This is a genomic window from Nocardioides aquaticus (assembly GCF_018459925.1).
Lineage (GTDB): Bacteria > Actinomycetota > Actinomycetes > Propionibacteriales > Nocardioidaceae > Nocardioides > Nocardioides aquaticus.
Genome location: NZ_CP075371.1, coordinates 1,865,907 through 1,884,908 on the forward strand (window position 1 = coordinate 1,865,907; position 19,002 = coordinate 1,884,908).

A 19,002-nucleotide genomic window follows, 5' to 3' on the forward strand; every position below is an offset into this window, starting at 1 on the left:
CTCAGATCCCGAAGGTGGCGCGCGGGTAGGCCGCCTCGACGTCGGTGATCACGTTGACCAGGTACGGCACGCCCGAGGCGAAGGCCCGGTCGAGGGCCGGCCCGATCTGGCGGGGGTCGGTCACGGTCTCCCCGGCCCCGCCGAGGGCCTTCACGACACCGTCGTAGGCCGTGCGCGGCGCCAGGTCGGCGATCACGTCGTAGCCGTAGAGCATCTGCATCGGGCCCTTCTCCAGGCCCCAGGCGGAGTTGTTGCCCATCACCATCACCACGGGCAGGTTGTGCCTGACCAGCGTGTCGACGTCCATCAGCGAGAAGCCGGCCGCGCCGTCGCCGAGCAGCAGCACGACCTGGGCCGAGGGTCGGGCCAGCCGTGCGGCGATGGCGGCGCCGAGGCCCGCGCCGAGGCAGCCGTACGGGCCCGGGTCCAGCCAGCCGCCGGGGCGCTTCGGCTCGACGTACTTGCCGGCGAACGAGACGAAGTCGCCGCCGTCGCCGATCACGACCGAGTCCTCGGCCAGCCGCGGGACCAGCTCGCCGTAGATGCGGGCCGGGTGGATGGGGTCGGCCTCGGCGGACAGCAGGGCTGCGTCGCGCTCGACGGCCGCCGCGACGGTGCCCTGCAGCTCCTCGACCCAGGTGCTCCAGTCGGGACGGTTGCCGCGCTCGAGCGCGGCCAGCAGCCCGTCGAGCACGGTGGTCAGGTCGCCGGAGACGGAGTCGGCGAGGTCGGCGTGGGTGGAGACCTGGGCCGGGGAGTCGGCGACGTGGACGACCCGGGCGGGCGTGGTGTCGTCCTTGCCCCCGAACACGCCGTAGCCGAGCCGGAAGTCCAGCGGGGTGCCGACCACCACGACGAGGTCGGCGCCCCCGAGGGCGGCGCTGCGGGCCTTGGTCACCAGCAGCCGGTGGCCGCCGGGCACGACGCCGCGGCCCATCCCGTTGGTGATCGCCGGCAGGCCGGCCTGCTCGACCAGCCGCAGGGCCGCGACCTCGGCGCCGTCGGCCCAGACGTCGGTGCCGAGCACCACGACGGGCCGTCGCGCCTCGGCGAGGAGCCGGGCGATGCGGACCACCGCCTCGCCGTCGGGCTCGATCGGCGCCGGCCGGGCACCGGTGGGACGCGGTCCCTCGGCGGTGTCGAAGAACTGGTCCATGGGCACGTCGACGAAGACCGGGCCGCGGTGGGAGGACCCGGCCGCCCCGAAGGCGTCCTCCATCCCGCCGAGCACCTCGCCGGCGGTGTGCAGGGTGCGGGCCTGCTTGGAGATCGACGCGAGGATCGGCGGCTGGTCCAGCTCCTGCAGGCTCCCGCTGCCCCAGCGGTTGGCCGGGGCGCGGCCGCCGACGACGACCATCGGGGACCCGGCGAACTGGGCCTGCGCGATCGCGCTGACGCCGTTGGTCACCCCGGGCCCGGCCGTCAGCACAGCGAGGCCCGGGGTGCGGGTGAGCTTGCCGGTGGCCTCGGCCGCGAAGGCGGCCGTCTGCTCGTGACGGACGTCGAGCAGACGCATCGGCGGGTCGGCGGTGACGGCGCCGTCGTACATCGGGAACACGTGCGCCCCGGAGAGGGTGAAGAGGGTCTCGACCCCGTGGGCGCGGGCCGCGGCCACCGCGAGCTGCCCCGCGTGGCCGCGCAGGGTGCCCTCCGGGCCGGCTGCGTCAGGGGCGTCGGAGGGGCTGGTCGGGCCGGACGTCGTCGTCATGCCCCGCAGGCTACCCAGCCGGCGCCGGAGGTCTCAGGCGATCGACGTCTCAGGCCATGGAGGTCTCAGGCGCCGGTGGTCAGTGCCGGGACGGCGAGGGTGTGCGGGTTGGTGCGGCGCAGGGCGTCGACGAGGAGGAGCAGCAGGTCAGAGCGGACCGCCGGCGGCTCCGGGGCCAGGACGAGCTGCAGGTGCAGCGCCCGCAGGAAGGCCTGCAGGTTGCCCGCGGCGAGGTACGGGTCCTCGACCGCCGCCCCGTCGCGCGTGCCGGTGACCGCGACCTCGGCCGCGTCGGTCAGGCGTGCCACCCAGCCCTCGAGGTGGTCGACGACGACGAGGTCGCGCCGGAGCGCGGCCAGCACGGCCGAGGCGAGCCGGTCGGGCTCCCCGGCCACGAGCAGGTCGTCGGGGGAGGTGCTGGGACGCACGACGCGGTCGGCGAGTACCTCGAGGACGACCTCGAGCTCCTCGCGACCCAGGTGCGGGGACCCGGCGAGGACGCCGAGGGCGTCGGCGCCGTGGGCCACCGCGTGCGCCCAGCCGTGCCCCGCGACCCGTCCCCGGGTGTCCTGCTCGGCCAGGAACCAGGTGGTCAGGCGGTCGCCCCACTCCAGGACCTTCCCGCCGGGGACGCGCCGGACCTCGGTGTCGCGCTGCAGGCACTCCGCGAGGGCGAGGGCGGAGAAGCTGCGCCGGAAGACCGAGTCGGTGCCCTGCTCGCCGATGCCGGAGCGCAGTCCGGTGGCGAGGCCGTCGCCGAGCCCGACGAGCAGGTCGTCGTAGACGCCACGCTCGATCCAGGTGGCCAGCACCGGCAGCGCCAGGTCGTCGCGCAGCACCGGGTCGGGGTCGCCCAGGGCCCGGACGAGGTCGGCGGTGACGCCGGCCAGCGGGCGGTCGAGCGGGACGGGGAAGTCGGCGTCGACGATCTGGGCGAGCTGCGCCGGTGTCATGCCGTCAGTGTGCCAAGGGCGCCGGGTCGGCGGGCCCGGACGCGGAGGCCGGGGACGCACCTCACGCAGCCTGGCGAGGGGATCCTCCTAGGCTGCCCCCGTGCCGACCCTTCTCGAGCTGGTCCGCAGCCACACCGACCTCGACGAGGACGACGTGTCCTGGCTGCAGCTGCTGCAGGCCGACTGGCAGATCGTGGCCGACCTGTCCTTCGCCGACCTGGTGCTCTGGCTGCCCGACCGCGACGGCCACGGCTTCTGGGCCGGCGCCCAGATGCGGCCGACCACCGGGCCGACCGCGTACGTCGACGACGTGGTCGGCACCTTCGTCGCGGCCGGTCGGCGGCCGCTGCTGGAGGAGGCGTACGCCAGCGGGCGGCTGGTCCGCGAAGGGGACCCCGAGTGGCGCGACGAGGTGCCCGTGCGGGTCGAGTCGATCCCGGTGGTGCGGGCCGGTCGGGTGATCGCGGTGATCACCCGGAACACCAACCTGCACGGCGTACGCACCCCGAGCCGCCTGGAGCTGACCTACCTGCAGACCGCGGACGACCTGAGCCAGATGATCGCCGCCGGTCACTTCCCGGTGCCCGGCGCACGCAGTGACCACGCGGACTCCCCGCGCGTCGGCGACGGGTTCCTGCGCGTCGACGCGTTCGGGCTGGTGACCTACGCGAGCCCGAACGCGTTGTCGCTCTACCGGCGCCTGGGGCTGTCGGGGGACCTGACCGGGCTCGACCTCGCCGACCTCACCCGTCGGCTCGTGCCGCCCCGGCGCCGACCCGACGAGGAGACGCTGAGCGCGGTGCTGGCCGGGCGGGCGCACCGCGACACCGAGCTGGCCGCCGAGGAGGTCGCCCTGATCGTGCGGGCGGTGCCGCTGCGCCCCGCCGGTGAGCGGATCGGGGCGCTGATCCTGGTCCGCGACGTGACCGAGCTGCGTCGGCGGGACCGCGAGCTGGTCACCAAGGACGCGACCATCCGCGAGATCCACCACCGGGTGAAGAACAACCTGCAGACCGTCGCCGCGCTGCTGCGCCTGCAGGCGCGCCGGATGGACTCACCGGGCGGCCGGGCCGCGCTCCAGGAGGCCGTGCGTCGGGTGGGCACCATCGCGGTCGTGCACGAGATGCTCAGCCAGGCCGTCGAGGAGGACGTCGACTTCGACGAGGTCGCCGACCGCCTGGTGGGCATGGTCGTGGAGGTCAGCACGGCGGCGGTCCCGGTGCAGGTGCGTCGCGAGGGGTCGTTCGGCCGGCTGCCGTCGGAGACCGCCACCACCCTGGCGATGGTGCTGACCGAGGTGCTGCAGAACGCGGTGGAGCACGGTTACGGCGACGCCGCCGCCGGGACGACGGGCCACGTGGAGATGCGGGTGCGCCGCGGAGCGGGCCGCCTGACGATCGGGGTCGCCGACGACGGTCACGGGCTGCCGGACGGCTTCGACCCCGAGACCTCGACCGGCCTGGGCCTGTCGATCGTGCGGACCCTGGTGGAGTCCGAGCTGGGCGGCCGCCTCCACCTCGGTGACCGCCCGCAGGGCAGTGGTGCGGTCGCCGACATCGACGTCCCCCTCACCTGAGGCGAGGGGGACGACGAGACATACGGCTGGGGGTCCTGCCCGGGGGGCGGGGGTCCGGCTCAGGCGGTGCGGATGCGGGCCCGGGCGTTGCGGCGCTTCAGCGCACGACGCTCGTCCTCGCTCAGACCGCCCCAGACCCCGTGGTCCTGGCCGGCCTCGAGGGCCCAGGCCAGGCACTGCTCGCGGACCTCGCAGCGGCGGCACACCTGCTTGGCCTCCTCGATCTGGAGGATCGCGGGACCGGTGTTGCCGATCGGGAAGAACAGCTCAGGGTCCTCGTCGAGGCACGCAGAACGATGGCGCCAATCCATGGCAGGGTTTCTCTCTCTCCTCACACGCGTGCAGACAGGGGTGCTCAGGCCTGCGGGCGCGCGTGACCGTCCACGATATGAAGGTGTTCACGAGCGCGCCCTCAAGACTCCCAATAGAACGGGCCGGGCACAAGCACCCAGAAGGTTCGGTGGGTCACAACGCGCAGGTTCGGGACGTCCGACCCAGGCTCGCGAGCGACGTGGGGAGCGTACCGATCTAGTCTCGACCCGTGGCCTCCCGACCGACCCCCGACCCCTCCGAGGACCCGACCGAGGACCCGGCCGGCGTCGCGGCCCGCCACGACCCGACACCACCACCCCTGGTGGTCGCCGCGTCCCTGGTCGCGCTGCAGGGCCTGGCGCTGGTCGCGCTCGGGGTGCTCCAGCTGGCCAGCCTGACCCGCGAGAGCTTCACCCTCGGCGTCGGTGTCGGCGTGTTCTTCCTGGCCTTCGCCGTCCTCCTGCTCGCCGCGGCGCGGGCGCTCCTGCGCGCGGAGACCTGGGGACGGGGGCCGGTGCTGCTCGCCCAGCTGATCCAGCTCGGGCTCGCCTGGACCAACCGCCAGGAGCTGCCGCTGCTGCTGACCGCCGCCCTGGTCGTCACGGCCGTCGTGGCGGTGCTCGGGGTCGTGCACCCCTCCTCGGTGGCTCGGCTGGCCCGCGAGCCGTGAGCCCGGCGCCGGGTCGGGCCGGACCGGTCTCCGGGGGGAGGTCCAGCGCGGCCCGCAGGTCGGCCAGCGTCCGCGCCAACACCCGCGAGACCTGCATCTGGGTCAACCCCGTCTCGGCCGCCACCTGGGACTGGGTCATCCCGGCGTAGAAGCGCAGCAGCAGGATCCTCTTCTCCCGTGGCGGGAGGCGCTCCAGCAGGGGGCGCACGGACTCCCGCAGCACCACGGCGGCCAGCGCCCCGTCCTCGCAACCGACCAGGTCGCTCCGCACGGTCGGCCCGTCCGGCGCGCCGGCCACGGCGTCGAGCGAGGTGGCGGTGTAGGCCTCGGCCGACTCCTGGCACTCCACGACCTCCGCCACGGTGCAACCGAGCGCGGAGGCGAGCTCGGCGGTGGTGGGGGAGCGGCCGAGCTCCTGGACGAGCGCGGCGGACGCGGTGCCGACCCGGACCCGCAGCTCCTGCAGGCGGCGGGGCACCCGCACCACCCCACCCCTGTCGCGGAACCAGCGCCGGACCTCGCCCTGGATCGTGGGCGCCGCGAAGGAGGTGAACTGGAGCCCCCGCGCGGGGTCGAAGCGGTCGATGGCGAGCAGCAGCGCGACCATCCCGACCTGCACGAGGTCCTCGTGGGGCTCCCCGCGCCCGCGGAAGCGGCGCACGCAGTGCTCGACCAGCGGCCGGTGGAGCAGGGCCAGGGCCTCGCGGGCGGCGGCCCGGCCGGGGCCGCCGGCGGCCACCACCGCCATCAGCTCCTCGCTGCGGGCCCGCAGCGCGGCGTGGTCGACGGGCTCGGGCACGGCGCTCCCTCGGCTCGGGTACGGGGCGGGCAGGACGCTAGTCGGGCCCGCCCGGGCCCGGGGCGTGCCGGGAGCGCCCTGTGGGCGACCGCGCCGGACGGTGGCCTGTGCCCGCTAGGCGGACGTGGTGGCGCGGAACCAGTCCCGGTAGGAGGCGATGGCCTCGCCGGCCTCGCCCAGCGCCACCGCGAGGTCCGCCAGGAGCGGCTCGCACCCGACCGCCTCACCCGTGTCGCCGCGCTCCTCCAGCCGGCGGGCCAGGTCGACCACCACGGGCAGCCCGAGGTTGGCCGCACCTCCCCGCAGCTCGTGCGCGGCGGCGCTCAACCGGGCGTGGTCCCGGTCGGCGACGGCGCTGACGAGAGCCGCGACGACCTCGGTACGACGGCGCAGGAAGTTCCCGATGGCACGGTCCAGGAAGTCGTGGGGCGGACCGAGCTCGAGCAGGTCGGCGAGCCGGTCCTGGTCGAGGTGCGGGCCGTCGGGTGCGGCAGCTGCCGCGGCTGGCGTGGGTTCGGGGGTGGCCATCGGGTCCTCCGGGTGCTCGGTCGTCGCGCCCGGGGCGTCGGTGGCGGGGGCGTCGGTGGCGGGGGCGTCGGGGGCGGCGGTGGCGGGCCGGTGCACCCAGCGCGCCAGGGCGGCGGCCAGGGCGGCCGCGGACACGGGCTTGGTGAGGTAGTCGTCCATCCCCGCGGCCAGGCACTTCTCACGCTCCCCGGTCACGGCGGCGGCGGTCATCGCGATGATCGGCAACCGCCGCCCGTCCCCGGTGGTGGCCCGCTCCCGGCGCAGCACGCGCGTGGTGGCGTACCCGTCCAGGCGCGGCATCTGGACGTCCATCAGCACGGCGTCCCAGGCGCCGGTGGCCACGGCGGCGAGGGCCTGCTCGCCGTCCTCGGCGGTCTCCACGACGTAGCCCTGGGCCTCCAGGAAGCCGCGGGCCACCATCTGGTTGATCGGGTTGTCCTCGACCACCAGCACCCGGCCCTGCCCGGTGGGGGCCGGTGCCGGCCTCACGTCCCGCGGGGCGTCGTCGGAGCCGGCGAGCACCGAGAGCAGCGCGTCGCGCAGGGTCGAGGACGGCACCGGCTTGGTCAGGCTCGTGGTGATGCCGGCGCCGGCGAGGTCCTCGGGCGTCGGCGTCAGCGAGGACGTCAGCAGCAGCAGCGGCAGGTCAGCCGGGTAACCACCGGCCCGTACGGCGGCCGCCAGGTCGAGGCCGTCGCTGCCCGGCATGTTCAGGTCGAGCAGCACCACGTCGTAGGGCTCGCCGGCCGCGCGCGCTCCCTCGAGCGCGGCCATCGCCGCCACTGCTCCCGCGGCCTCGGTCGCCACCACGCCCCACCAGCCCAGCTGCTCGACCAGGATCATCCGGTTGCGCGGGGTGTCGTCGACGACGAGGACCCGGGTGCCGCCGAGGACCGCCCGGGCCCGGACCGACGTGGCGTCCTCGGTGCTGCCGGTGGCGGGCCCCAGGTGGGCGGTGAACCAGAACGTGCTGCCGGCGCCGGGGACGCTGTCGACGCCGATCTCGCCGCCGAAGGCCGCCACGATCTCGGCGCAGATGGCCAGGCCCAGGCCCGTCCCGCCGAAGGTGCGGGTGGTCGAGGTGTCGGCCTGGCTGAAGGGGGCGAAGACGGCCCGCTGCTGGTCCGGGGTGATGCCGACACCGGTGTCGCCCACCTCGACACGCAGCAGGGTGCCGTCGGCGGCGGGGCTCGCGGTGGCGCGGATGGTCACCGAGCCCTCGGCGGTGAACTTGACCGCGTTCGAGCCCAGGTTGAGCAGGACCTGCTTCAACCGCGTCGGGTCCCCGGACAGCACCTCGGGGACGTCGGGAGCGCAGGAGACCTCGAGGTCGATGCCGCGGGAGCGGGCGCTCTCGGCGAGCACCCCGCCCACCTCGGCGAGGACCTCGCGCACCTCGAGGTCGACCCGCTCGAGGCCGAGGTGGCCGGCCTCGATCTTGGAGAAGTCGAGGATGTCGTTGATCAGGTCGAGCAGCGACCGGCTGGAGACCGCGACCCCCGAGACCAGGTGCTGCTGGCGGTCGGAGAGCGCCGTGGCCCCGAGCAGCTCGTTGAGGCCGACGATGCCGTTGAGCGGGGTGCGGATCTCGTGGCTCATCGTGGCCAGGAAGTCCGACTTGTGCTGCGAGGCGCTGACCGCCCGGTCCCGGGCGTCGGCCAGCAGCCCGCGGGCCCGCTCGCGCTCGGCGACCCGGGCGATCAGCAGCGCTGCCTGCGCGGCCATCTCCTCGATCAGCTCGTGGCGGTGGAGCGGGGGCAACGAGGTGAGGGTCAGCACCGCCACCACCTCCTCGTCGAGACGCACCGGGAAGGCGATCGTCAACCGGTCCACCTCGTCCCAGACGGGCGCGCCGAGCTCCAGGCACCGCGACGCCGTCGCCAGCTCGCGCGTGGCGACGTCGGTCGCACCGGCGTCGGTGGCGGGGTGCTCCTCCGGGAGGTGGGGCACCAGGCCCGTGCCGCCGGGGCAGGGCAGGAAGGCGCGGGCCCGGTCCCAGTCGTCGTGCAGCACGACGAGGTCGCGGGCCAGCAGCAGCACCTCGTCCAGGGTGCCGGCCTCGTTGGCGGCGGTGGCGACCGCCTGCATCAGCGAGTTCTGGGTCACCAGGTCCTGCAGGCGGTCCTCGGCGGCGCGCGAGCGGGTGACGTCCTGGTAGGTCCCGGAGACCTCGACCAGCACCCCCGCCGCGTCCCGGGTGCCCTCGGCGCGCAGCCGCACCCACATCCAGCCGTGCCGGCCCAGCTGGCGCAGCTCGACGTCGATCTCGTCCGCAGCACCGGACAGCAGGTCGCCCAGGTTGTCCTCGAGGCGGGCGTGGTCCTCGGGGTGGGTCATCCCCAGCAGCCGCGTGCGGTCGACGGCGAGGAGGGCGGCGAGGTGGTCGCCGTAGAGCTCGACGAGGCCGGCCGAGGACGAGGTGTCCCCGGTGGCGGGGTGCCAGGTGAAGCTGCCGCTGCGGGCGATCCGCTCGGCCCGGACGAGCCCGGCCTGGCTGGCGCGCAACGCCTCGAGCAGCTCCCGGTCGTGGTGGTTGTCGGTCATCCGCAGCACGACGGAGGTGACCCGGTCGCCTTCCCGGAGCGCCGTCTGTCGTAGGCGCACCCAGCGCGGGGAGCCGTCGCCGCGCACCAGGAGCGTGTCGACCTCCCCGTCGATGACGATCCCGCGGGCGGCCCGGGCCAGGTGGGAGGACGAGTGCAGCCTGCCGTCCTCGTCGAGGAAGTCGCCGATGTCACGGCCGACCAGGTCCTCGGCGCCGAGCAGGGCGGCGGCGCTGGTGTTGGCGTAGCGGATGCGCCCGTCGAGCCCGAGATCGAGCACGGCGTCCGTGAACGCCGCGAGGATGCGGCCACCGGGATCGTCGTCGTCCACCCGCACCTCCCTGTCCCGGCCGTCCGGTGGACGGTCCGCGCACGAGGATAGTGCGCCACGGGCGCCCGGGTGCGGCTTCGGCGCGGACCCGGAGGACGACGACGCCCTCCCGGCCACGACGGTGCGTGGCGGGAGGGCGGCGTACGACGGGGTGGCCCCGCGGAGGGCGTCAGGCCTTCTTGGTCTCCCAGAAGATCTCGGCGATCTCGTCGATCTTGGCCAGCAGCTGGTCGGCCACGTCGGCGTCGAGCGAGCCCTTGGCGCCGGTGGCGCCGGCGAGCTTGGTGGCCTCGTTGGTCAGCTGGTGCAGCTGGGGGTACTTCTCGAAGTGCGGGGGCTTGAAGTAGTCGGTCCACAGCACCCACAGGTGGTGCTTGACCAGCTCGGCGCGCTGCTCCTTGATCAGGATGGCGCGGGTGCGGAAGTCGGGGTCGTCGTTGTCGGCGACCTTGGCGATGATGCCCTTGATCGACTCGGCCTCGATGCGGGCCTGGGCGGGGTCGTAGACGCCGCAGGGCAGGTCGCAGTGGGCCGAGACCTCGATGGTGGGGGCGAAGAGCTTCGCGAGCATGCGGGTCCTCTCAGGGGTACGTCAGGTGGTCCGTGCCCTGCGAGACTACTGCGCGTGGCAGGCGTCGGGGATGGGGCACGCGACTTCGAAACTAGGGGTGCGGGCGCCCCGGGTCACCACGCCCCTTGGGGTGTGGCCCGGGTCCGGGGCCGGTCGATGGCGCCGTCGCTCTCGCCGGGGGACCGGCTGCTCGTGCGGTACGGCGCCGCGCCCCGACCCGGCGACGTCGTGGTCGCGCGGTTCCCCGACGGCACGGTCGTGGTCAAGCGCGCCACGGACCGGCGTACGACCAGGGCCGGCGCCCCGGGCTGGTGGCTGCTCAGCGACGACCCGGACGCGGGGGTCGACTCCCGGCACCGCGGCCCGGTCGCCGCGCAGGACGTGCTCGGGGTGGTGCGGGCCCGGCTCTGGCCACGTCCGCGCCGCGTGTGACGCACGTCTCGGTCGGTACGGCGTCCACGCGCGGTGCTGAGCCCTGTGGCCCCGCGGCGCGCTGTGCCAGACTCACCGACCGTGACCGACACCCCCTCCTCGCACCCCTTCGCCGGCGACCCGGTCTTCGACCTCCACGTCGGCGGCAAGCTCGAGACGGTGTCCACGGTCCCGCTGACCGGGGCCGAGGAGCTCTCGATGGCCTACACCCCGGGTGTCGCCCTGGTGTGCGAGGCGATCGCGGCCGACCCGTCGATGACGCAGCACTACACCTGGGTCCCGAACACGGTGGCCATCGTCAGCGACGGCACCGCGGTGCTCGGCCTCGGTGACATCGGCCCCGCCGCCGCGATGCCGGTGATGGAGGGCAAGGCCGTGCTGTTCAAGCAGTTCGGCGGTGTCGACGGTGTCCCGATCTGCCTGGACACCACCGACGTGGAGGAGATCATCGCGACGGTGGAGCGGCTCGCGCCGAGCTTCGGGGGGATCAACCTCGAGGACATCTCGGCGCCGCGCTGCTTCGAGATCGAGGACCGGCTCAAGGCCAGCCTCGACATCCCGGTCTTCCACGACGACCAGCACGGCACCGCCGTGGTCGCGCTCGCGGCGCTGACCAACGCGCTCAGGCTGACCCACCGCACCTTCGCCACGACGCGCGTGGTCATCTCCGGGGCCGGGGCCGCCGGCGTGGCGGTCGCCAAGATCCTGATCGAGGCCGGCATCACCGACCTCGTGGTCACCGACCGCAAGGGCGTGCTCAGCTCGCAGCGCGGCGACCTGACGCCGGTGAAGAAGGCCCTCGCCGAGATGACCGCCGACCGCACCGGGCGTACCGGCACCCTCGCCGAGGCGCTCGTCGGGGCGGACGCCTACATCGGGGTCTCGGGCGGGACCGTGCCCGAGGAGGACGTCGCCGCGATGGCCTCGGACGCGATCATCTTCGGCCTGGCCAACCCCACGCCCGAGGTGCACCCCGAGGTCGCCCGCCGCCACGCCCGCGTGGTGGCCACCGGGCGCTCGGACTTCCCCAACCAGATCAACAACGTGCTGGCCTTCCCCGGGATCTTCCGCGGTGCCTTCGACGTCCGCGCCACCGCGATCACGGAGGGCATGAAGCTGGCCGCGGCGCAGGCGCTGGCCGAGCTGGTCGGCGACGACCTGTCCGAGGACCGGATCATCCCGTCGCCGTTCGACCCGCGGGTCGGCCCGGCCGTGGCGCAGGCGGTCGCCCAGGCCGCGCGCGACGAGGGCGTCGCGCGGCGCTGACCCTGGGTGCCCGCCAGCCGGGCCGGGGGTCCCGGAGGCGGCCCGAGCGGTAGTAGGTTCGCGGCCATGTTCGCCGTCTACGCCGAGTCCTTCTCCTCCGACGACCCGCTGTCCGGCCTGGTGCTGGGCGACCGGCCCGAGCCCGAGGTCCCCGACGGGTGGACCACGATCACCGTCAAGGCCGCCTCGCTCAACCACCACGACCTGTTCTCGTTGCGGGGGGTGGGCCTGAAGCAGGAGCAGCTGCCCATGATCCTGGGCACCGACGCGGCCGGCCTCGACGAGGACGGCAACGAGGTCGTCGTCCACGGCGTGGTGAGCGACCCGTCCTGGCGCGGCGACGAGACCTTCGACCCCCGCCGCTCGCTGCTCAGCGAGCGCCACCAGGGCGCGATGGCCGAGCGGGTGGCCGTGCCGCGCGCCAACGTCGTGCCGAAGCCGGCCTCCCTGTCGTTCGCCGAGGCCGCCTGCCTGCCCACCGCCTGGCTCACCGCCTACCGGATGCTCTTCACCCGCGGCGAGCTGCGCGCCGGGGAGACCGTGCTGGTGCAGGGTGCCGGCGGCGGGGTCGCGACCGCCGCGATCACCCTGGCCCGCGCTGCCGGCCTGCGCGTGCTCGCCACCAGCCGCGACGAGGGCAAGCGTGCCCGCGCGCTCGAGATCGGTGCCCACGAGGTCTTCGAGTCCGGCGCCCGGCTGCCGGGCAAGGTCGACGCCGTCATCGAGACCGTCGGCAAGGCGACCTGGTCGCACTCCATCCGCTCCCTGCGTCCGGGCGGACGCCTGATCACCTCCGGCACCACGTCGGGCCCGAAGCTCGACGACGCCGAGCTGACCCGGATCTTCTTCCTCCAGCTCAGCGTGATCGGCTCGACGATGGGGACCCGGGAGGAGCTGGCCGCGCTGGTGACCATGCTCGACGCCACCGGCACCCGCCCGCTGATCGACCGCGAGCTGCCGATGGACCAGGCCCGCGACGGCTTCGCCGCGATGCTCGAGGGCGACCTGTTCGGCAAGGTGGTCCTCACCCGGTGAGCACCCACCTGCTCACCGGCGCAGGGTCGGGCATCGGCCGCATCCTCGCCGAGCGGCTGCTGGCCCGCGGCGACCAGGTGCTGGCGGTCGCCCGGTCCGAGGAACGGGCCGCCGAGATGGCCGCCGACCTCCCCGGGATCACCACCCTGGTCGCCGACCTGGCCGACGCGGCGAGCACCGAGGCGTCGGGGGAGCGGCTGCCCGCGCGCCTCGACTCCGTCGTGCACGCCGCCGGGGTCGTCGAGCTCGGCGCCGTCGGCGACCTCCCGGCCACGGCGTGGACCGAGCAGCTCGCCGTCAACCTCGTCGCGCCCGCCGTGCTGACCCGGGTCGCGCTGCCGGCGCTGCGGGCCGCGCGCGGCACCGTCGTGCTGCTCAACTCCGGCGCCGGCCTGCGGGCCAACCCGCAGTGGGCGGCGTACGCCGCGTCCAAGCACGGCCTGCGCGCGCTCGCCGACAGCCTGCGCGCCGAGGAGCCGGACGTGCGCGTGACCTCGGTCTTCCCGGGCCGGACCGCCACCGCCATGCAGGAGACGGTGCACGCCCAGGAGGGCAAGGCGTACGACGCCTCGGACTGGATCCAGCCCGGGACCGTGGCCGACCTCGTGCTGCACGTGCTCGACCTGCCGCGCGACGCCGAGGTGCCCGAGGTGGTCGTCAAGCCGGTCTGAGCCCGGGCGGTGTAACGCTGCGGGTGCGAGGTGACAAGGACCGGTGTGAGCAGCGACGACGTGACCGGCATCGGCCGGGACCCCGACCTTCTCGAGGCGTTCTACCGCGAGCACGTCGAGGCGGTCCAGCGGTTCGTCGCGCGGCGGGTGACGGACCCGCACACCGCCGCGGACCTCACCACCCAGGTGTTCCTGGCCGTGATCGACGCGGCGGCCGGGTACGACCCGGCGCGCGGAGCGCCCAGGGCCTGGTTGTTCGGCATCGCCCGCCACGTGGTGGCCGGGGAGCACCGGCGGGCCCGGCGGCAGCGGGAGTCCGCCCAGCGCTGGGGGACCCGTCGCGACCTCGAGCCCGACGCCGAGGAACGTGCCACCGAGAGGCTCGACGCCGAGCGCGACGGCCGCCGGGTGCTCGAGCAGGTGTCTCGCCTGCCCGAGGGTCTGCGCGCCGTGGTCGAGCTGGTCCTCGTCGACGGGCTCGACCTCTCCGACGCCGCCGACGCCCTCGGGATCACCGTCGGCAACGCCCGCGTCCGGCTGCACCGAGGACGCCGGCGGCTCGCTGCCTCCCTGCTGCCCGCCCTGACCCGCCCGACCGAGGAGGTAACGACGTGACGACCGATCTGGACAGCTTCGAGGGCAGGCTGCTCGCCGACCTGCGAGCCGAGGTCGCGGAGCGCGCAGCAGCGGGTGCCGCGGTCCCTCGCCGCGACGGGCCGGGCCCCGGGCGCCGGCGCGTCGCCGCCGTCCTGGCGGCCGCTGCGGCCGTCGTGGCCACCGCCGTCGCGGTGCCCGCCCTCGTGGGACCGAGCCCGGCGTACGCCGTGGGGGAGGGTCCCGGCGGGACGATCGAGGTCGAGATCGACCGGCTCGAGGATGCTGCCGGGTTGGAGCAGGCCCTCGAGGAGGAGGGAGTGGCGGCCGACGTGCAGTACCTCGGCACGGACCTGCAGTGCCAGGACGACCGGTACCGGGACGCGCCGTCGGCGCCGGGCAGTCGGACGACCTTCGAGGTCGGCACGGGCGGCCTCCGGGTGGTGCTGGACCGCAGGGACGTGGTCGAGGGGCGGACCGTGGTCATCGCCGCCTCGACGACCTCCCCGGGAGGAGTGGACGAGAACGGCATCGAGGACCTGGGAGGCGCCTACGGCGAGGTCGGCATCGCGCGCGGCCCGGTCGCGCCGTGCGAGCCCGAGCCGAACGACTCCTCGCTATGAGTGTCCGCAACCGTCATCTCGGGGCGCCGCGAGCGTCATCTCGGCTGTCCGCGAGCGTCATCTCGACTAGCGGTCGGAGCGCCAGCTCAACGCGCCGACGAGCACCATCCGCAGCTGGGTGCGCGCCGACTCGACCAGCCGCTTCTCCTCCTCCGGGTCGTCGCTGGCGTGCAGCACGGCGACGGCGGTGGCCACCAGGGCGGTGACGAAGAGGTTCGACAGGATCCGCAGGTCCTCGGTGGTCCAGGCGTCGGTGCCCGGCAGGCGCTGCAGGTCGCTGGCCAGCTCGCGCTCGAACAGCTCGATGCTGCGGGCGATCGCCTCGCGCACCGCGGGCGGGCCGGCCTCGCGCTCGCGGGCGATGAAGGCGAAGTGCGCCTGCTGGGCGTGCACGTGCTCGACGAGGACGTCGATCGAGCTGTCGATGAGGTCGTCGTAGGCCGGGTCGTGCACGCGCACGTCGAGCAGCATCTCGCGCAGCGACACGAACGACTCGTCGACCAGGGCCAGGCCGAGGTCCTCGATCGACTCGAAGTGGCGGTAGAACCCGGTGGGCACGATGCCCACCTCCTTGGCCACCTGGCGCAGGGACAGCGCCACCAGGCTGCTGCCCTCGCACAGCCGCAGGGCGGCGTCGAGGATGGCGCGGCGGGTCTGCTCCTTGCGCTCGGCCCGTGACTCAGGACGCGCGACCGCTTCCTCGTCCGTCGCCACCATGGCCGTCATCCTACGTGCGTGCGCGGGGTCACGCGTGACGGCGGTTGACGCCCGGGGCCGGTCCGCCCATATTGGTGAGTGCACATTCGTACACTCAACTGGAGCAGACGATGAGCACCACCACCACCGCCCCCCTCGCCGACCTGGCCCAGCGCGTCCTGCGCTCGCGCACCATGGCCGCGCTGACCCAGCCGCACGGCGTCGACCGCTACCTCGAGCTGGTCAACCCGATGTGGGCAGCCCACGAGGTGCGCGCCCGCATCGTCGACGTGCACCGCGAGGTCGACGTGCCCGGCCACCCGCCGGTGGCGACGCTGACCCTGGAGCCGACCTCGACCTGGCGGGGCCACCGCGCCGGCCAGCACGTGCAGCTCGGCGTGGAGGTCGACGGCGCCCGGCGTACGACCCGGGTCTTCACCGTCTCCAGCCCCGACTCACGCCCCGGCGACCGCTTCACCGTGACGATGCGCGCCAACCCCGACGGCGTGGTGTCGCGCTACCTCGCCGGCCGCGCCGCGATCGGCACCACCGTGCACCTGTCGCAGGCGCAGGGCGAGTTCGTCCTGCCCGACCGCGTCCCCGAGCACGTCGTGATGATCTCCGGAGGCTCCGGGATCACCCCGGTGATGTCGATGCTGCGCTCCCTGCAGCGCCGCACCCACCGCGGCCGGGTCACCTTCATCCACTACGCGCAGAGCCCCGAGCACCAGATCTTCGCCTCCGAGCTCGCCGACGTCGCCGCCTCGGGCAACGGCATCGACCTGCACCTGCTGCACCCCGAGCTCGGCGACCCGGCGCTGTCACCGGCCTGGCTGGAGCGGCTGGTGCCCGGCTACCGCGACGTGCCGACCTGGGCCTGCGGCCCGGCGCCGCTGATCGAGGCCGTGCACGGGGCGTACGGCGACTCCGCGGCCCTGCACGTCGAGTACTTCAAGCCCCCGCGCACCGGCGGCGGCGAGGTCGGCGGCGAGGTCACCTTCGCCCGCTCCGGCAGGACCGCGCCGAACACCGGGGAGAGCCTGCTCGCGCAGGCCGAGGCGCTGGGCCTGCGTCCGGAGTCCGGCTGCCGGATGGGGATCTGCTTCTCCTGCGTGAGCCGCAAGGAGGAGGGCACCGTGCGTGACGTCGTCAGCGGCGCCGAGTCCTCCCTGCCCGACGAGGAGATCCGCGTCTGCGTCTCGGCCCCCGTCGGCGACTGCACCGTCGACCTCTGACCGACCGCCACCCCTCCCGCACCTCCCCGCACCCCACGTCCGAGAAGGGACGACCACCATGACCATGACCATGACGAACCCGCAGCCCACCGCCGAGGAGGCCGCCGGCACCGCACGGCTCACGGCCGAGCAGCTCGAGCGCTTCGGCGAGGAGATGGACGCGATCCGCCAACGGATCCTGGCCGACCTCGGCGAGGAGGACGCGGCCTACATCCGCAAGGTCGTCAAGGCCCAGCGTGGCTTCGAGATCGCCGGGCGCGCCCTGTTCTACCTGCCGCCGGCCTGGCCGCTGGCCGTGGCGTCGCTCAGCATCTCCAAGATCCTCGACAACATGGAGATCGGCCACAACGTCATGCATGGCCAGTACGACTGGATGGGCGACCCCGGGCTGAACTCGCGGATGTACGAGTGGGACAACGTCTGCCCCAGCGACCAGTGGAAGAACTCCCACAACTTCATCCACCACACCTACACCAACATCGTCGGCAAGGACCGCGACATCGGGTACGGCGTGCTCCGGATGGACGAGGACCAGCCGTGGCACCCGTACTACCTGGGCAACCCGGTCTACGCGCTGCTGCTGATGGTGTTCTTCGAGTGGGGCGTGGCGCTGCACGACCTCGAGGTCGAGAACATCGTCGCCGGCAGGCGGAGCCTGGGCGACAACAAGCCGCTCTACCCGGGCCTGCTGCGCAAGATGCGACGCCAGGCCGTCAAGGACTACCTGCTGTTCCCGGCGCTGACCGGGCCGCTGTTCCCGCTGACCTTCGCCGGCAACGCCGTGGCCAACCTGGTCCGCAACGTGTGGGCCTTCAACATCATCTTCTGCGGCCACTTCCCGGCCGGCGTCGCGACCTTCAGCGTCGAGGAGTGCGAGGACGAGACCCGGGGCCACTGGTACTACCGCCAGCTCCTGGGCTCGGCGAACATCACCGGCGGCAAGGTCTTCCACCTGCTCACCGGGAACCTCTCGCACCAGATCGAGCACCACCTCTTCCCCGACCTGCCGGCGCGCCGTTACCCGCAGATCGCCGAGGAGGTCCGTGAGATCTGCGAGCGCTACGACCTCGACTACAACGCCGGCCCGCTCGGCAAGCAGCTGTTCAGCGTGGCCCGCAAGATCTGCCGGATGGCGCTGCCGGACCGGAAGAAGGCCGACGACCCCCGGGACGAGGTCGTGGAGCCGGTGCAGGTCGTGACCGAGCCCACGGTGGCGGCCTGAGGCCACAGGCGGGAGACTGAGCCCATGCAGGACCACCTGAGCAAGGGCGAGATCGCCAAGGACGCCCTCCAGTCGGGCGCCGAGGCCACCGCCGGTGCCGTCGGCCACGTCGCCACGATCATCACCGGTGCGGTCAAGGACGTCGCGACCACCGTCGGCGGGCTCGCCACCGACCTGTTCGAGATCCGCGACGCGGCCCGGCGTGCCCGCCAGGAGCACGGCGAGGACTGAGACGCCGTCAGGACGTCATACGAGCCGCACCCCGGCCGTGGCGCGGCTCGTATGACGTCCCGGGCGGGCGCGAGGTCGGCGGGCGTCAGCCGAAGCGGAGCCGGAACCCCTCGAGGCGTACGGAGCCGAGCGGGCGGGCAGCGGCCAGCCAGGACAGCGGGCCGTCGGGGGGCAGGTCCCACCGGGCCCGCAGGGGGCGGACCCGGGCGCTGCCGGACACCGGCGTCACCCGCGGACCGCCGCTCTCCGGCAACGCCGGCTGGTCGGTGGTGAACCGCAGCGGCACCCGCGGGCCGCCGTGACCCCGGTCGGTGACCGACGTCGTCGCCGTCGGCACGTCCTCCACCGCCGCCGACCAGGCACCGCCGGAGGGGGAGCCGGCGGGCGAGCCGGGGGAGTCGAACGCCGCCAACCCCTTGGGGATCGCCCACAGCGCCCGGCCGCCGGCCCACGAGGCGGGGGAGTCGACCCAGATGTCGGTGACCTCGACCCGGACGGCCGCACCACGGCGTACCGGGCGGGCCACCAGCAGCTCGCGGTAGGTCAGCGGGCTCGGGTCGGTGTAGTCGACCCAGGCAGCGCCCCAGAGCCCGCGCGGGCGTGCGCCCCCCGCCCCGTGGCCGGTCCGGGGCAGCCAGAACAGGCTGACCCACATCGAGCCGTGGAGCCGCCACGGGGCGTCGGGGTAGGCGGGCCCGTCCGGCGGCACCCGGTCAGTCCTCGGGGTCGTCGAGGCGTGCGAGCCAGGTGGCGAACCGCTCCACCGCCGCCTCGTGCTCGGGGTGGGTGTCGGTGAACTCCTGCAGCCGCTCGCCCAGCCACGCCAGGGTGACCTCCTCGTCACCCCGGCGTCGCTGCAGCTCCTCGATGCCACGGTCGGTGAAGTACATCCGTGCTGGCTCCTCGACGTCGGGTCACTGGGTGTCGTCACGGCGGTCGCGGCCTCGCAGGCTCGGCCGCGCGCCTGCTCGACCGGCTCTCCTACCTGACCCGCGGCTCCGCCGCG

The 19,002-nt window shown here is 74.3% G+C and carries 20 protein-coding genes; 11 read left to right on the plus strand and 9 right to left on the minus strand.

All coding sequences use genetic code 11. The features are described from left to right. Window position 1: 1 nt before the first annotated feature. Window positions 2-1,708: an acetolactate synthase gene (locus ENKNEFLB_RS09035; protein ID WP_214058892.1), complete on the minus strand. Its 1,707-nt coding sequence runs from the start codon at window positions 1,706-1,708 to the stop codon at window positions 2-4. Window positions 1,709-1,773: 65 nt separating this feature from the next. Then, entirely contained in the window at window positions 1,774-2,661 is an 888-nt protein-coding gene (locus ENKNEFLB_RS09040) for a DUF2785 domain-containing protein (RefSeq protein WP_214058893.1), read from the minus strand. Between the two features lie 100 nt (window positions 2,662-2,761). Here ENKNEFLB_RS09040 and ENKNEFLB_RS09045 point away from each other — a divergent pair, with 100 nt between their 5' ends. After that, window positions 2,762-4,237: a sensor histidine kinase gene (locus tag ENKNEFLB_RS09045; RefSeq protein ID WP_214058894.1), complete on the plus strand. Its 1,476-nt coding sequence runs from the start codon at window positions 2,762-2,764 to the stop codon at window positions 4,235-4,237. Between the two features lie 59 nt (window positions 4,238-4,296). On the opposite strand, the gene ENKNEFLB_RS09050 is transcribed toward ENKNEFLB_RS09045, so the two are convergent. Continuing rightward, on the minus strand, window positions 4,297-4,548 hold the full coding sequence (locus ENKNEFLB_RS09050) for a WhiB family transcriptional regulator (RefSeq protein WP_101524945.1): 252 nt from the start codon (window positions 4,546-4,548) through the stop codon (window positions 4,297-4,299). A 230-nt stretch (window positions 4,549-4,778) separates the two neighbouring features. Here ENKNEFLB_RS09050 and ENKNEFLB_RS09055 point away from each other — a divergent pair, with 230 nt between their 5' ends. Then, entirely contained in the window at window positions 4,779-5,219 is a 441-nt protein-coding gene (locus ENKNEFLB_RS09055) for a hypothetical protein (RefSeq protein WP_214058895.1), read from the plus strand. On the opposite strand, the gene ENKNEFLB_RS09060 is transcribed toward ENKNEFLB_RS09055, so the two are convergent. The 3 genes from ENKNEFLB_RS09060 to sodN all read right to left on the minus strand — a co-directional run bounded on the left by ENKNEFLB_RS09060 (window position 5,149) and on the right by sodN (window position 9,991). Continuing rightward, entirely contained in the window at window positions 5,149-6,018 is an 870-nt protein-coding gene (locus tag ENKNEFLB_RS09060; protein WP_246535924.1) for a SigB/SigF/SigG family RNA polymerase sigma factor, read from the minus strand. The two genes, ENKNEFLB_RS09055 and ENKNEFLB_RS09060, sit on opposite strands and share 71 nt — an antisense overlap. Window positions 6,019-6,132: 114 nt before the next feature. Next, the gene (locus ENKNEFLB_RS09065) at window positions 6,133-9,420 is read right to left on the minus strand and encodes a response regulator (protein ID WP_214058896.1); all 3,288 of its coding nucleotides are present in this window, start codon (window positions 9,418-9,420) and stop codon (window positions 6,133-6,135) included. A 169-nt stretch (window positions 9,421-9,589) separates the two neighbouring features. Next, window positions 9,590-9,991 carry a superoxide dismutase, Ni gene (gene sodN / locus ENKNEFLB_RS09070; RefSeq protein ID WP_160006238.1) on the minus strand — a complete coding sequence of 134 codons (402 nt, stop codon included), beginning with the start codon at window positions 9,989-9,991 and terminating at the stop codon, window positions 9,590-9,592. 132 nt (window positions 9,992-10,123) lie between these two features. Between sodN and ENKNEFLB_RS09075 the strand changes: the two genes are divergently transcribed. The 6 genes from ENKNEFLB_RS09075 (at window position 10,124) to ENKNEFLB_RS09100 (ending at window position 14,612) form a co-directional block, all read left to right on the plus strand. Next, window positions 10,124-10,423 (plus strand): S26 family signal peptidase, encoded by a 300-nt coding sequence (locus ENKNEFLB_RS09075; RefSeq protein WP_275955954.1) that lies wholly within the window; start codon window positions 10,124-10,126, stop codon window positions 10,421-10,423. A gap of 81 nt (window positions 10,424-10,504) precedes the next feature. Continuing rightward, window positions 10,505-11,689 (plus strand): NAD(P)-dependent malic enzyme, encoded by a 1,185-nt coding sequence (locus tag ENKNEFLB_RS09080; protein ID WP_214058898.1) that lies wholly within the window; start codon window positions 10,505-10,507, stop codon window positions 11,687-11,689. A gap of 66 nt (window positions 11,690-11,755) precedes the next feature. Further along, window positions 11,756-12,724 carry a zinc-binding dehydrogenase gene (locus ENKNEFLB_RS09085; RefSeq protein ID WP_214058899.1) on the plus strand — a complete coding sequence of 323 codons (969 nt, stop codon included), beginning with the start codon at window positions 11,756-11,758 and terminating at the stop codon, window positions 12,722-12,724. Continuing rightward, complete coding sequence (locus ENKNEFLB_RS09090; protein ID WP_214058900.1) at window positions 12,721-13,395, plus strand: SDR family oxidoreductase; 675 nt, start codon at window positions 12,721-12,723, stop codon at window positions 13,393-13,395. Before ENKNEFLB_RS09085 ends, ENKNEFLB_RS09090 begins: the two co-directional genes overlap by 4 nt. Before the next feature lie 45 nt (window positions 13,396-13,440). After that, on the plus strand, window positions 13,441-14,010 hold the full coding sequence (locus ENKNEFLB_RS09095; protein WP_214058901.1) for an RNA polymerase sigma factor: 570 nt from the start codon (window positions 13,441-13,443) through the stop codon (window positions 14,008-14,010). Then, complete coding sequence (locus ENKNEFLB_RS09100; protein WP_214058902.1) at window positions 14,007-14,612, plus strand: hypothetical protein; 606 nt, start codon at window positions 14,007-14,009, stop codon at window positions 14,610-14,612. The genes ENKNEFLB_RS09095 and ENKNEFLB_RS09100 overlap by 4 nt, the downstream gene beginning before the upstream one ends. 66 nt (window positions 14,613-14,678) lie before the next feature. Here the strand turns inward: ENKNEFLB_RS09100 and ENKNEFLB_RS09105 are convergent, their stop codons facing one another. Continuing rightward, a complete protein-coding gene (locus ENKNEFLB_RS09105; protein ID WP_214058903.1) occupies window positions 14,679-15,329 on the minus strand; it encodes a TetR family transcriptional regulator in 651 nt (216 codons plus the stop codon). A gap of 110 nt (window positions 15,330-15,439) precedes the next feature. Here ENKNEFLB_RS09105 and ENKNEFLB_RS09110 point away from each other — a divergent pair, with 110 nt between their 5' ends. The 3 genes from ENKNEFLB_RS09110 to ENKNEFLB_RS09120 all read left to right on the plus strand — a co-directional run bounded on the left by ENKNEFLB_RS09110 (window position 15,440) and on the right by ENKNEFLB_RS09120 (window position 17,996). Further along, the gene (locus ENKNEFLB_RS09110) at window positions 15,440-16,543 is read left to right on the plus strand and encodes a ferredoxin reductase (RefSeq protein ID WP_214058904.1); all 1,104 of its coding nucleotides are present in this window, start codon (window positions 15,440-15,442) and stop codon (window positions 16,541-16,543) included. Window positions 16,544-16,613: 70 nt separating this feature from the next. Further along, window positions 16,614-17,765, plus strand: coding sequence for a fatty acid desaturase family protein (locus ENKNEFLB_RS09115; protein WP_214058905.1), 1,152 nt, complete (start codon window positions 16,614-16,616; stop codon window positions 17,763-17,765). A gap of 24 nt (window positions 17,766-17,789) precedes the next feature. Continuing rightward, entirely contained in the window at window positions 17,790-17,996 is a 207-nt protein-coding gene (locus ENKNEFLB_RS09120) for a hypothetical protein (RefSeq protein ID WP_214058906.1), read from the plus strand. Window positions 17,997-18,081: 85 nt separating this feature from the next. Here the strand turns inward: ENKNEFLB_RS09120 and ENKNEFLB_RS09125 are convergent, their stop codons facing one another. Together ENKNEFLB_RS09125 and ENKNEFLB_RS09130 are read right to left on the minus strand one after the other, a co-directional pair. After that, window positions 18,082-18,705: an acetoacetate decarboxylase family protein gene (locus ENKNEFLB_RS09125; protein ID WP_214058907.1), complete on the minus strand. Its 624-nt coding sequence runs from the start codon at window positions 18,703-18,705 to the stop codon at window positions 18,082-18,084. Between the two features lie 4 nt (window positions 18,706-18,709). Next, entirely contained in the window at window positions 18,710-18,886 is a 177-nt protein-coding gene (locus ENKNEFLB_RS09130) for a DUF6104 family protein (RefSeq protein ID WP_201300081.1), read from the minus strand. Between the last annotated feature and the right edge of the window lie 116 nt (window positions 18,887-19,002).